Below are 13,419 nucleotides of genomic sequence, written 5' to 3'. Positions count from 1 at the left end.
TGTTTAAATTTATTTTTAATTTAGCTATATGCTATTAATTATTATTATCAGTTCGATTCTAAAACAAGCTAATGAGTTAGCTGTAGTACAGACATATATTTTTTCCATCAATATTTTGAATATCTATATCCATGCCGTATATTTCCCTCAGTACTGAGGAATTCATAATGTCTTTTGTGTCTCCGTCCTGAACAATTTGCCCATTTTTCATTGCTATTACATAATCTGCATAACAAGATACGAAATTTATATCATGTATGACTATCATTACAGTTTTATTTAATTCATTTACAAGTCTTTTAAGAACTTTCATGATTTGAACAGAGTGCAACATATCTAAATTATTTAATGGCTCATCCAAGAATATATAATCTGTATCCTGTGCTATTACCATTGCTATGTACGCCATTTGCCTTTGTCCGCCACTTAGTTCATCTAAAAATCTATCTTGTAAATCTGTAAGACCTAAATAACTTAGAGAATCATCTATAAATTTTTCATCTTCTTCTGTTAATTTACCTTGAGAGTGGGGGTAGCGTCCAAAACTAACTAAATCCCTAACAGTAAGTCTTATATTAAGATGATTTGATTGTCTTAATATAGAAAGTCGCTTAGACAATTCACTGTTATTCCATTCTCTAAGTTCTTTGTCATCTATAAATACTTCTCCAGAATTTTTAGCTAGAGTTCTACATATTATAGATATCAATGTACTTTTACCAGCTCCATTACTACCAATAAATGCTATCAGTTTGTTTTGAGGGAGCTCTAGACTCACATTATTTATAACTTCTTTTTTACCGTAATGCTTAGTTATATTTTTTAGTTTTATCATTTTTTACTCTCCTTTAACAAAAGATATATGAAGCATAGCCCTCCGAAGAAGTTTATTATTACACTTATCGGTATTGAAAACTGAAATACTTTTTCAACTACTAATGTTCCAACTGAAAGTGATAAGCATCCAATCAATACTGCAGCTGTTATCTGCAGACTGTGATGATACGACTTCACGATTTTGCGTGACAAACTTACAACTAATATTCCTAAAAATGTTATAGGTCCAACCAGAGCAGTAGACACTGAAACCAATATAGATGTTATTATTAATGATTTAAGCACTGCTTTATTATAAGATATCCCTAAGTTGATTGCGTGGTCAGCTCCAAGTTCAATTACATCATATTCCTTTAGATCTTTTAATGTTATTAGAAAAATAACTATTATCATTAAAAAACTAATACCTAATAAATCCTGGTTTATATTATTGAAGGTTGCAAACATTTTTCCTTGAAGCACTGAGAATTCGTTTGGGTCGAGTAGTACTTGCATAAAAGTTGCCATACCTCTAAATAGTGTTCCAATTATCATTCCGGCTAGAACTAAAAAGTATAGATTTTTATTTTCACCTCTAAATAAGAAGTAAAATAGTAAACATGAGCTTCCTATCATAAAAACTACTGATAGAATAAAATTTGGATATCCAGATAGCATTGATAGCTGTCTTGATCCGAAAGCAAAAACTATAACGGTTTGTATAAATAAGTACAATGAATCTAGTCCTATTATACTAGGCGTTAGAATTCTGTTACCCGTTATCGTTTGAAAGGTTACTGTAGAATATCCTATACAATAACTTACAAGTAGTATTGCAAGCATTTTAAGGCATCTTCTTGGAAGATAGTATCCTATATTTTTTTCTGTTAAACCCCAGAAAGTGTAAAAAGACATTACGCATAAAGTCGCTAGAAAAAGAAGTAGGATAACTTTGATATCCCTACTGTGTTTTTTAATAAATTGTCTATTAATCATAGCGCCTCCTTCTTCTTAAATAAGACTCCTAGGAATATAATACTTCCAAGAATACTTATTACTACGCTTATTGAAATTTCATATGGGGCGATAAGAGTTCGTCCAATGATATCACATATAAGGATAAATAATGTACCAATAAGCACTGTATCCAACAGCGTATTCTTTAAGTTGTCGCCTTTATAAAGTCTTACGATATTAGGGACTATCAGACCCACAAAAGGGATACTTCCAACAGTTATTACTACAAGCGATGTTATAAATGCAACAATAATAAGACCAATCATCACAACCCATTTATGATTTAGCCCTAGATTCGTTGAAAAGCTTTCACCCATACCTGCAATGGTAAATTTGCCTGCATATGCATAGGCGATTATTAATACTGGTATTCCTATAAAAAGTAACTCATATCGACCCTTTATGATCAACGAAAAGCTTCCTTGTAACCACGAAGACATATTTTGAATAACGTCGTATCTATATGCGAGAAACTCAGTTATTGCACTTACTACGCTACCTAACATAAGACCAATTAGAGGCACCATGATAGCATTTTTATATGTAATACGCTGTAAAAGATTCATAAAGAGCATTGTTCCAAGCAGTGAGACAGCAAAAGCAATTAGCATTTTAGCCGTTTTTGCTTGACTTCCAGCTATTATAATTGAAATCAGTATACCTAGGCGACACCATTCCATAGTTCCTGCTGTTGATGGTGATACAAAGTGATTGTTAGTAATAGTCTGCATAATAAGTCCAGCTATACTAAGTGTTGCGCCTGTTATGATAATACTGATTAGCCTTGGTAGTCTACTGATCATAAGCAGATACAAATCACTCTTATTGTATTTGATCAAGCCGTGAAAACTAAAGTCTTCGACTCCAATTCCGATAGATACCACTGATAAAACTAGAAGTAATATAATTAGTGTGGTTCTATTTGAAATCAATCGCAGTATATTTTTTTTCATTTTAGCTCCTCCTATGTCAGTAATAATTCTAACAAAATGGAAAATGAAAGTCAATATCAATTACGAAAGAAAATTAAATGCAATTAAAAATGAAGATTAAACATAAAATATTATTTTATTTTTACAATAACGTAGATATTTTTAGTAATAATGATAAAATTAAAAATACTATAGTTATATTTTTAATTAAAGTATTGTTTTAAATATATAATTTCGATTTGGTTTAGCTAATTTAGGGTATTAGGATAATAACTTATGTTTTTAATACTAAATTTAGATAATAATATAGTTGTGTGACAATTTTAAAATAGATAGAATAGAAGTACGAAAATATTTTTACTATTGTCAAGTGTAGTTTAATAAAAATATATTTGTACAAAACGGATATGAATATTTAAGAAATATCGACAAAGTATGAGTAGGTAGGTGTAGTTTATGGATCAAAATATTTTATTTGCGTTTATGATGACGTTAATAGCAGGTTTATCAACTGGGATAGGAAGTGCAATTGCATTCTTTGCTAAAAAGACGAATACAAAGTTTCTCGCAGTAAGTCTAGGGTTCTCTGCAGGAGTTATGATATATGTTTCTATGATCGAGATATTTACAGAGGCTAAAAGCAAACTGATCGTTCCCTTAGGATTAAAAAATGGAACAATAGTAACGGTATTGGCATTCTTTGGTGGTATGATTTTAATAGCTTTAATTGACAAATTGATACCTTCAGAGGAAAACCCACATGAAGTAGAGTTTGTAGAGACTCTAAATAAGATTGAAGAGGAAGAGATTGTTAGCCACGAAAAAAATATCGAAGACAAGGAAAGCTCTGATTTAAATAAAAGCAAATTGATGAGAACGGGTTTATTTACTGCTTTGGCAATAGCGATTCACAACTTTCCAGAAGGGCTTGCAACATTCGTTTCAGCACTTCAAGAACCATCCCTTGCTATACCTATAGTTGTGGCGATAGCGATACATAATATTCCAGAGGGGATTGCAGTATCTGTACCAATATATTACGCTACTGGAAGCAAGAAAAAAGCATTTATTTATTCGTTTTTATCTGGCTTATCAGAGCCTATAGGGGCTATAATAGGTTTTATGATATTACTTCCAATCATGAATGATATTCTATTTGGAGTAATATTTGCAGGTGTTGCTGGTATAATGGTATTTATATCAATAGATGAACTTCTACCGTCTGCAAGAGAGTATGGAGAGCATCATCTTTCTATATATGGTATGGTTGTAGGCATGGCTGTTATGGCTGCTAGTTTGATTATGTTTATGTAATTAATTTTAAGCTATCTCTAATAGATAAATAATTTTATCTTTATGAGATAGCTTTTTAATTTTTAATATAAAAAGTAAAACAAATCATTTGTAAAGTTGAAATTTTTTAATTGCTAATTTACAGAAAACTTTATTAAAAAAATAAAATAAGGTTTATGTTAATCCATTATTATATATTTGTGGTTAAAATAAATTAGCTGTTTTAAATAATAAAATAGTGGCATAATATTAAGTATGAAAGATTTTGTTTTTAACCTTATTCGAGTTTTCCTATGTCTATAATTATGCTTTTTTGGACATTTTAGAAAAAATATGGAGTAAATTAAAATATTTTTTTAATTAAAAATTATTTGTAAATTTTCTTGAAATGCTCAAATCACGTAGTAATAAGGGGTTAGAGAAAAATGTATAATTATAGGACTCCAATCTTTCGGGAAATTATGGTATCATTTAATTGGATATAAATTAGCCAAAAAGGAGTGAAAAAAATGAAGAAAAAATTACCTACGGAAGCGTATGGTGGCGTATCAGGTAAAGATTACGTACCTTATGTAACCGACAAGTCGAGAACAGGAGGAAATATAGCAGTTCTCTTAATAGGTATAGTTTTAGCTGCAGTCTTTGCTGCCTCAACTACGTATTCAGGAATGAAAGCCGGGTTGACAGTTGCAGCGGGTATTCCAGGTGCTATTCTTGGTGCAGGTTTAGTTGGAGTATTTGCTAAAGAAAAAGGAATCTTAGGTAAGAACTTAATTCAAGGGATGTCAAGTGCTGGTGAGTCAGTTGCCAGTGGTGCGATATTCGTATTACCAGCAGTTTTATTAATTGGTGGGAAGATTACGTTTTTTGAAGGTCTAGCGGTAGGAGTTGGCGGTGTACTATTCGGTATTGGTATCGCGGCATTAGTTCACAACTACCTTATCATTGAAGAGCATGGAAACTTAATGTATCCAGAGTCAATGGCGATCTCAGAAACATTGGTTGCATCTGATACAGGTGGAGAATCACTTAAGTACATGGGAATTGGTTTTGGTATTGGTGGTCTACTAACTGTATTAACAGGATCTGTATTAGGTCTTGTAAATAACATGGCTAGTTTTGTCGGAACAAAAGCATATAAGTGGAAATTGGATATAGAAGTGAATCCACTATTACTAGGTATAGGATTTATAGTTGGTTTAGAGATATCACTTACTATGTTCGCAGGTTCAATGTTAGCAAACTTTGGTATAACACCATTAATCGGTTATTTCGCTGATATGGCTGCTCCAGGTGCTATGGTATGGAATGCTCCAGATGTTGCTATAAAAGGCATGGAAGTTGGAACTATAGCAGGTTCTTATGTAAAATACATAGGTGCAGGAATGATGCTTTTTGGTGGTCTAATAGGTGCTATAAAATTAATACCTGTAATAGTTGCTTCTATAAAAGAAACAATGAAAGCTACAGGTGGTGAAGGTGATTCTAAAGGTTCTCTTCAAATAATAATATTACTTGCTGGTATTGTTATATCATTTGTAGCAGGATTTATGATTACTGGTGGAAACATTGGTATGGCTATATTAGGAACAGTATCTTCATTAATACTAATGTTACTATTTGTAATAGTTGCAGGTCGTTTAACTGGGACTATAGGTACTTCTAACTTACCAGTTTCAGGAATGACTATAGCATCATTAGTTATAGTTACTATGGTATTCGTTGTAATGAAATGGACTGGCGTTGAAGACAATAAATCGTTATTATTATTTGGTACTTTAATAGTTATCGCTATAGCCATTGCAGGCGGTTATTCACAATCACAAAAAGTTACTTACATCATAGGTGGAGATAAAGGTGAAATGCAAAAATATTTTGCTATAGCTGCGATAGTTGGTGTTATAGTTGTTGTTGGAACAATGATAATACTATCTGATCAATTAGCTATAACAGGAGCTGATGCACCATTCGGTCTTCCACAAGCTAACTTAATGGCTACACTTACTTCTGGTATAATGTCAGGGGATCTTCCTTGGGTTATGATATTTATAGGTGTATTTATGGCTATAGTTTTATACTTCTTAAACTTACCAATTATGACAGTTGCGATAGGTTTCTACCTACCAATATCAACTACATCTATAATATTAATAGGTGCTTTAATAAGAGTTCTAGTTGAAAAAATGTCTAAATCAGATGCTGAAAAAGAAGCAAAAGTTTCTAATGGCGTAAGTTTATCTTCAGGATTAGTTGCTGGTGGATCTATAATAGGTCTTATAGGTATAATCCTACAAGTTACAGGAGTTATAACTCTTGGTGAGATAACAGGATTTGCAGCTGGAAATGGTATGGCACTTATATTACTTGCAGCCCTTGTTATATTGACTGCAATACCAATTATGAATTCAAAGCCTACTAAGACAAGCGATGAAGAATAATGAAGAAGTCTTAAACCTTGTATATGAAATCAGAGATGGTTTAGAGTACGAGGTTGATAAAAAAGGTATCGTTACAATATTAAAAAGACAAGATCACTGGATACAGAGATTTTTTAGAAAATTGCACTTTAGAATTCCAGAGACTACTCGAGTAACATTAGACAGTTATGCCAGCTTTATATTTTTAAACATAGATGGTAAAAGAACGGTTAAAGAAATCGGGGAGATTATGGACAGAGAGTACGGTGAGGAAGCCAAACCACTGTATGAGAGATTATTGCTTTTTCTAAATCATATCGAAGTAAATGCCAAATATATCGTTCGTATAGAAAAAGGTTTAGATCAGATAGAATCTGATGATACAAATCTTTAGAAAATATAGATGAATAATAAAAACTACCTCAATGCATATTGAGGTAGTTTTTTTATGTTTTTAAATAATTAATTTTTAAATTAGTTTTATACATATTGACAAATGTAAAGTCAAGACGTATAATGATTATTGTGTCCTAGGAAACAAAAAGGAGTTAGATATGAATAAAGATAAGAAGATTATAAAGATATTAAAAGAAATTTATGAAAAAGAAGATGTACTTAGTAAGATAAGAAACAAAGGAATAATAGAAGGCTATACACTATCAGAAATTCATAGTGTAGATGCAATAGGGGGATCGTATGATCCAGTAAATGTTACTATAATCTCTGAAAAGTTAAATATCACGAAAAGTGCAGTAAGTAAAATAATAAAAAAACTTTTAAATAAAGGTGTCATTAGTGTTTATCAATTACCTGAAAACAAAAAAGAAAGATATTTTCTGCTTACTAAAGTAGGAGAGAATATATTTTTGAAACATCAAAAGTCTCACAGTATGTGGGAGAAAACAGATGAAAGATTTTTCAAAGAAATAGAGGATGAATATAAGGATGTAACTCTAAGTGTCTTAGAAAAATTTAATGAATATTTAAAAGAAGAGATAGAGGAGGAAAATTATGATAATTGACTTAACAACAAAAATAGAAAAAGATAGTGAGGCTATGAAGTGGATAGAGTCTCAAGAAGATAAATTAAGAGCTGCAGGTCATGTGGGTACACACCTAGATACGTATTGTAAAAGTGACATTCCAATTGAATATTTTAAAAGTAAGGGAATTTTAATAGATGTATCTGATATATGTTATGACAGAGAAATAGATATTAAAGATATTGATGGAGTTGAAATTTTAGAAAATACTTTTGTAATTTTTAGAACGACTCATATTGATAAATTTAATTATGGAACTAAAGAATATTTTAGCAATCATCCTCAGCTTTCTAATAAATTAATAGATTATTTATTAGAAATGCAAATTAACTTTATAGGCATAGATTGTTCAGGTATTCGTAGAGGTCAAGAGCACCAACCAGCAGATAGACTGTGTGAGAGCAAAGGCGTGTACGTTATAGAAAACCTTAGTAACCTACAAAAAATAGGTTGCGATCCTTTTAATGTCTATACTATGTGGTTGGATGATTGTGACCTTACAGGATTAAGATGCAGAGTAATTGTAGATCAATAATGCAACTAATAGAACTATACAATTATAACTTTTATGATTCAATAAACCAATGATCTTCATCTAAATACAAGTATCTTTGTTTATTTTTTACAGTTATGGTGTACCTTATGCCAGCGCCCCCAGATTTTAAAGATGCAGCTCTACATACGTCGGTGATTTTATCTATTTCAAAAACACGCCCATCGTCCCAAAGTATCGCTAGGGGGCGAATTGTACCTTCGTGAGTATATTTTGCTACTATTTCAACGAAAACTTTTTCTTTCATAAGGCCCTCCTAATGTTTATTGATATTTTCAACCTAATTTATTTTGTCCAAGCTATTGGATGGATTTTATGGTCGTCTTTTGGATTAAGACTTGAAAGTTCTGTGTCTACAAGTGAGACGCCACGTTGTACAGCAAAGTGGCCAAATCTATATCTTAGAGAGTCTATTGTTTTATCAAGTTCTTCGTGTTTTTGAACATCGATAAACTGTTCGTCAAAAGAAAGCTGAGTTATGTTTGCATCTGATAAATTACATGCACGTACGCCAAGTTTTCTTACTGGTAAAAAAGGACTATGATGCGTTTTAAATAACTCAAATGATTTGTCAAATATCTCATTTGTGCTAGAACAGGGGATATCTAAAGTTACTTGACGCTCATATGTAAATAGAGTATTGTCTCTTACTGTAATCTGGATTGTGCTGCACACTAACTTATGTTTTCTAAGTCTCTCAGTTACACTTTCTACAAGTTTTTGAAGTATAATTTTAACTTCATCATAAGTTTCTAAATTATTCTTAGTTGTTGTAGAGTTACCAATACTTTTAATTGGAGTTTTAGAGCCTAATTCAGAAACAGTTGATGAATCATAACCATTTGCGAAACTCCATATTTCTTCACCTCTTTTACCTAGAACTCTTCTTATAAATTTAGGGGAGGTGTTTGCAAGATCACCTATGGTAAATATATTATACTTTTTTAATGTTTTTTGCGTAGATTTACCTACACATAATAGTTCTCTAACATCCAGATTCCAGATTTCATTTTTGAAATTATCTCTATGTATAACAGTTGTGGCATCAGGTTTTTTTAGATCACTACCCAATTTTGCGAATATCTTGTTGAAACTAACGCCAATTGATACAGTTACGCCAAGTTCACTTTTTATTCTTTTACGAATTGTATTAGCGATCGTCTCGCCATCCCCATAAGGACTATTAGTAACATCTAACCAACATTCATCAAGCCCAAAAGATTCTATTTGATTGGTGTAATCTTTGTAAATTGCTATAGCCATTTTAGAAAATCTTAGATATCTATCAAAATTTGCGGGAACTATTACTAATTCAGGGCATTTTCGTTTTGCTTCCCATAGAGATTCACCAGTTTTAATTTGAAACTTTTTAGCTAAATAATTTTTTGCTAAAACAACTCCGTATGTAGTATCTGAATTATTTCCAACAGCTACTGGCTCATTTCTAATAGACGGGTTGTATAGGCACTCAACACTAGCATAAAAATTATTTATATCAGAATGTAATATAATTCTATCCATCAGAACCACCTCATATATTATTTTACCACAAAAACAGAACTTATGTTCTATTATATTCAATAAGGTATAAAATATTCTACAGGTAAAGGCTGGAATATTTACTTTTTTATATAGCAAACGTATGTACTTACTGATATAATTTAAATAAAGAAAATTAAAAATGATATATAGATAAATTAATAGGTTAGAAGAATACAAGCAAACTGTGTTAGCAACAAAAAATAGTGATTTAATTAAAATCAAACAGAAAAGCGCTTAAACACTTATTTTAGGAGGATGTTATGAATAATATATTTGTATACAAAACAGAGATCGGCGAATTGGCTATTGCTGATAATGGAAGAGCTATTACAGAATTATATTTTAAAAATAAAATAAATTTAGACGGTAAAAATGTTGAAGAAACCAAGTTGATAAGACAGGCATATAATGAATTTAATGAATATTTATCCGGAAGCAGAAAAGATTTTAATATTCCTCTTGAACCATGCGGAACAGAGTTTCAACTTAAAGTATGGGAAGCATTAAAAACTATTCCGTATGGTGAGACTTGCAGCTATAAGGAAATAGCAGAAAAAGTAAATAGCCCGAAGGCTTTTAGAGCTGTAGGTTTAGCAAATAATAAAAATCCTATTTCTATATTCATTCCATGCCACCGAGTAATTGGATCGAATGGAAAATTAGTAGGGTATGGTGGAGGACTTGATGTAAAAGAGTTCTTATTAAATTTAGAAGAAAAGAATAGTTAGATATTCTATATAATGTAAGGGATTGCTCAAAACTTTGTTTGTTTTTTGAGACATTCCCTTATTTTTATGATTTTATAACATATATTTTAATCTTGATAATAAAATTAAAATATAAAATCATAGCTAATTTATCAAGATACTTTCTCCCGTTGACAGGTATGAGATTTTATCTCCAATTCTATTTTTCATGATCTCATATGCTTTTTTCCCAGTACAGTGACAAGTAAGAATTTCTTCAGTGCAGGATTTATCGAGTATATCAGCCACCTCGTTTATATAGTTTTCGTTACAGTTAAGAGATTTAATGCCAAATCCCATCATATGAAATCCACCGATGATATGAGAAATCTCTTTGTCTGGATAGAGAAGTTTCGTAGTATTTACAATATTAACTATTCCACTATGACTACATGCACTTACTACGACTACTTTATTACCTTCTTCAATAGTTAGAAATAATTCGTGATTGAATTCGTCAGGTACGAGTTTACCTTTTTTTCTTTCCTTAAGAGCTTTATCTTTACAGATAAAATAAGGATCTTTTACAGTATCAGATCTTAGGTAAAAGTTGTCTGAAATTTTACAGCCTTTAGTAAAGAAGAAGACTCTATCTTTGTATGTTTCAAATATATACCTATCAACTCCAATGTATTTACTTACAAATAATTTCTTATAATGAAAGGCACCCTTAGCATCACTTTTAATTATTACTTTAACATTTTTATTGTGCTTTAGAAGCGTCTCGAGACCACCGATGTGATCTGAATGGTTGTGGGAAATTATAACCCAATTCAGATTATTTAGATCTATATCTAGTTCTTTAGCATTTTCTATAAATTTATCTGAACCACCAGTGTCTAATAAGCACTTTAAATTGTCTTTTTCTATGTATAGAGATAAACCATGTTCTGATCTCAAATTATCAAAATTGCTAACGTTTTCTAGCAAGGATGTTATTTTTATCATTAATTTTTACCTCCAAAATTATTTTATAATTATGATTAGAATACCACATTAGAATATAAGTTTACAGTTTAAATTTTCAATTGTATAATACAATTTAATACAACGATATATGGAATAGGAGGAAGTTTATGTATTTTGAAAGTATTTTGTTAGAAGACCATTATCATATAATATCAAATAAAAATTATACATATATTTTTCCACATCCTATTCTTAGTAAATATATAGCGCATTATACAGTATCTATACCAGATAGAGGACAAACTAATACTAATGTTGACTTGGGTTATTTAAATTTAATTCCAGACTCAAGTGGTTGCATAGTTTGTACATATGAAGATAATGATTTCAGTATGTATTTATGGGGGGCTACTACTAAAATAGTTACTGTAGAAAATGATATAAATACCGATAAAGTAAGATTTTTTATAGAATTTTTACCAGGGGGACTACATGCTATAACTGGGATAAAACAGTCAGAGCTTTGTGATATTCAAACATCGATAGAAAATATAGATAAAGGCTTGTATAAAAAAATTATCTATGCACTGGAAAACTCAGTAAGTTTGGATGATTTAATTACTTCTATGAACAGTATATTTATTGAAGAGTTAAAAAAGAACCAGAAATCTAATTCAATTATTGAATCTTCTTTAATTATATCTTCAAAAGTAAGTGGCATTATGACTATAAGGGAGCTTGCTGGGTCGCAATATATAAGTGAAAGACAGTTAAATAGATTATTTAATGAGTATATAGGAATGAGCGCTAAGATGTTTTTAAAATTAGTAAGAATTAATAATACTATTAATATACTTAAACACACAAATTATAACTTAGCAGATAATGCACAGATTTTTGGATTCTATGATCAATCACATTTTATTAAGGATTTTAAAGCAATTTGCGGAGTTACGCCAAAGTCATTTATGGAAAACATGTCCGATTTTTACAATGAAGAATTTAAGTATTAGTCTATTATATAAATGAGTATATAAACTATATAATTTGAAAGGAGATACAATGATAGAATCTAGATGTGGACTTTTATGTGATAAATGTGGATACAAAGATGAAGTAGAATGCATAGGGTGTTTAAATATTCAAAAACCATTTTGGGGCGAAGTCTGTCCAATAAAATCATGTTGTGAAAGCAAAGAATACAATCACTGCGGAGAATGTAGCAAATTTGCATGTGAATTGCTTGTAGCGTTTTCATATGATAAAGATCAGGGTGATGATGGAAAGAGAGTTGAACAATGTAAAATTTGGTCATAAAAAAATTTAAGTGGAAGTTTATAATTCTAAAAAACAAAAATTAAAAGTTTTTATATTTTATAATTAAGGAGATATATTATGAAGTTTTCATGTTCACTTATTGCAGTTAAAGATATAAATGCTTCTAAAAAGTTTTACGAAGATTTATTTGGTTTACAAATTGAATCGGATTTTGGGACAAATATAGCATTTGACTGTGGATTATCCATTCAGCAAGATTTTGATTGGTTAACTGGTTTGAAAAAAGAAGATATTAACTATCAGTCAAATAATTTTGAACTTTACTTTGAAACAGTAGATTTACCTGGATTTTTAGAGCGTTTACAAGAATATCCAGACATAACATTTTTACACGATATAAAAAGTTATGATTGGGGACAAAGTGTAATTAGGTTCTATGACCTAGATGGTCATATAATCGAAGTAGGAGAAAGTATGGCTAGTGTAGTTAAGAGATTTTTGAAAGAAGGATTATCAATTGAAGAAATAGCTACTAAAACCCAGCATCCAATTGATTTTATAAAATCTTGTATTTAGTTAATGGACAAAAATAATTATAGCTAAAAATAGACATTTACTACAGAAATTTATATCTAAATATCATAAATAGATGACAACTCGAGGTTGACAAATTAAAATTTAATACATATACTAAATAAAGAGAGAACCAAATAAACTCGGTAGGTGAGGTTACCGCAGGGATACGGGTTGCTGCCGCAAAATAGTGGAGACACTATGAGATGGTTAGCAGTTTATGTCGATAAACAAGGCATAATCTAATGCAATTACATTGCCCTGCGAAGCTAAAGCTTGAACGGTGAGATGACTGTAAAT

Annotated in this window: 15 protein-coding genes and 1 riboswitch; of the genes, 9 read left to right on the top strand and 6 right to left on the bottom strand. The window is 30.7% G+C overall.

Going from position 1 to position 13,419, the window contains the following annotated elements:
• Positions 1-76: 76 nt before the first annotated feature.
• Genes KQI18_RS06450 through KQI18_RS06440 form a run of 3 tightly spaced genes read right to left on the bottom strand, consistent with a single transcriptional unit; the run spans position 77 to position 2,786 of the window.
• Positions 77-835, bottom strand: coding sequence for an ABC transporter ATP-binding protein (locus KQI18_RS06450; protein ID WP_216466963.1), 759 nt, complete (start codon positions 833-835; stop codon positions 77-79).
• Entirely contained in the window at positions 832-1,812 is a 981-nt protein-coding gene (locus KQI18_RS06445; RefSeq protein WP_216466961.1) for an iron chelate uptake ABC transporter family permease subunit, read from the bottom strand. Before KQI18_RS06445 ends, KQI18_RS06450 begins: the two co-directional genes overlap by 4 nt.
• Positions 1,809-2,786: an ABC transporter permease gene (locus KQI18_RS06440; RefSeq protein ID WP_216466959.1), complete on the bottom strand. Its 978-nt coding sequence runs from the start codon at positions 2,784-2,786 to the stop codon at positions 1,809-1,811. The genes KQI18_RS06445 and KQI18_RS06440 overlap by 4 nt, the downstream gene beginning before the upstream one ends.
• Before the next feature lie 435 nt (positions 2,787-3,221).
• Between KQI18_RS06440 and zupT the strand changes: the two genes are divergently transcribed.
• The 5 genes from zupT to KQI18_RS06415 all read left to right on the top strand — a co-directional run bounded on the left by zupT (position 3,222) and on the right by KQI18_RS06415 (position 8,053).
• Positions 3,222-4,079 (top strand): zinc transporter ZupT, encoded by an 858-nt coding sequence (gene zupT, locus KQI18_RS06435; protein WP_216466957.1) that lies wholly within the window; start codon positions 3,222-3,224, stop codon positions 4,077-4,079.
• 488 nt (positions 4,080-4,567) lie between these two features.
• On the top strand, positions 4,568-6,496 hold the full coding sequence (locus KQI18_RS06430) for an OPT family oligopeptide transporter (protein WP_216466956.1): 1,929 nt from the start codon (positions 4,568-4,570) through the stop codon (positions 6,494-6,496).
• Positions 6,486-6,869, top strand: coding sequence for a PqqD family protein (locus tag KQI18_RS06425; RefSeq protein WP_216466954.1), 384 nt, complete (start codon positions 6,486-6,488; stop codon positions 6,867-6,869). The genes KQI18_RS06430 and KQI18_RS06425 overlap by 11 nt, the downstream gene beginning before the upstream one ends.
• 160 nt (positions 6,870-7,029) lie before the next feature.
• Positions 7,030-7,497: a MarR family transcriptional regulator gene (locus tag KQI18_RS06420; protein WP_216466952.1), complete on the top strand. Its 468-nt coding sequence runs from the start codon at positions 7,030-7,032 to the stop codon at positions 7,495-7,497.
• A complete protein-coding gene (locus tag KQI18_RS06415) occupies positions 7,487-8,053 on the top strand; it encodes a cyclase family protein (protein ID WP_216466950.1) in 567 nt (188 codons plus the stop codon). The genes KQI18_RS06420 and KQI18_RS06415 overlap by 11 nt, the downstream gene beginning before the upstream one ends.
• A 31-nt stretch (positions 8,054-8,084) precedes the next feature.
• On the opposite strand, the gene KQI18_RS06410 is transcribed toward KQI18_RS06415, so the two are convergent.
• Together KQI18_RS06410 and KQI18_RS06405 are read right to left on the bottom strand one after the other, a co-directional pair.
• Positions 8,085-8,318, bottom strand: coding sequence for a hypothetical protein (locus tag KQI18_RS06410; protein WP_216466948.1), 234 nt, complete (start codon positions 8,316-8,318; stop codon positions 8,085-8,087).
• Positions 8,319-8,356: 38 nt separating this feature from the next.
• Positions 8,357-9,592: a DNA polymerase Y family protein gene (locus KQI18_RS06405; RefSeq protein WP_216466947.1), complete on the bottom strand. Its 1,236-nt coding sequence runs from the start codon at positions 9,590-9,592 to the stop codon at positions 8,357-8,359.
• Positions 9,593-9,873: 281 nt separating this feature from the next.
• Between KQI18_RS06405 and KQI18_RS06400 the strand changes: the two genes are divergently transcribed.
• A complete protein-coding gene (locus tag KQI18_RS06400; protein WP_216466945.1) occupies positions 9,874-10,341 on the top strand; it encodes a methylated-DNA--[protein]-cysteine S-methyltransferase in 468 nt (155 codons plus the stop codon).
• Between the two features lie 123 nt (positions 10,342-10,464).
• Here KQI18_RS06400 and KQI18_RS06395 read toward each other — a convergent pair whose 3' ends face one another.
• On the bottom strand, positions 10,465-11,307 hold the full coding sequence (locus tag KQI18_RS06395) for an MBL fold metallo-hydrolase (RefSeq protein ID WP_216466944.1): 843 nt from the start codon (positions 11,305-11,307) through the stop codon (positions 10,465-10,467).
• 128 nt (positions 11,308-11,435) lie between these two features.
• Between KQI18_RS06395 and KQI18_RS06390 the strand changes: the two genes are divergently transcribed.
• The 3 genes from KQI18_RS06390 (at position 11,436) to KQI18_RS06380 (ending at position 13,122) form a co-directional block, all read left to right on the top strand.
• On the top strand, positions 11,436-12,281 hold the full coding sequence (locus KQI18_RS06390) for a helix-turn-helix transcriptional regulator (protein ID WP_216466942.1): 846 nt from the start codon (positions 11,436-11,438) through the stop codon (positions 12,279-12,281).
• A gap of 49 nt (positions 12,282-12,330) precedes the next feature.
• Entirely contained in the window at positions 12,331-12,585 is a 255-nt protein-coding gene (locus tag KQI18_RS06385) for a DUF3795 domain-containing protein (protein WP_216466941.1), read from the top strand.
• A 78-nt stretch (positions 12,586-12,663) separates the two neighbouring features.
• On the top strand, positions 12,664-13,122 hold the full coding sequence (locus KQI18_RS06380; protein ID WP_216466939.1) for a VOC family protein: 459 nt from the start codon (positions 12,664-12,666) through the stop codon (positions 13,120-13,122).
• Positions 13,123-13,254: 132 nt separating this feature from the next.
• Positions 13,255-13,414: riboswitch (M-box (ykoK) riboswitch) on the top strand.
• Positions 13,415-13,419 lie beyond the last annotated feature (5 nt).

The sequence above is a fragment of the Metaclostridioides mangenotii genome (genome assembly GCF_018917235.1).
Lineage (GTDB): Bacteria > Bacillota > Clostridia > Peptostreptococcales > Peptostreptococcaceae > Metaclostridioides.
The sequence above is the reverse complement of the archived record's forward strand: the minus strand, read 5'-3'. Positions and strand labels throughout refer to the sequence as shown.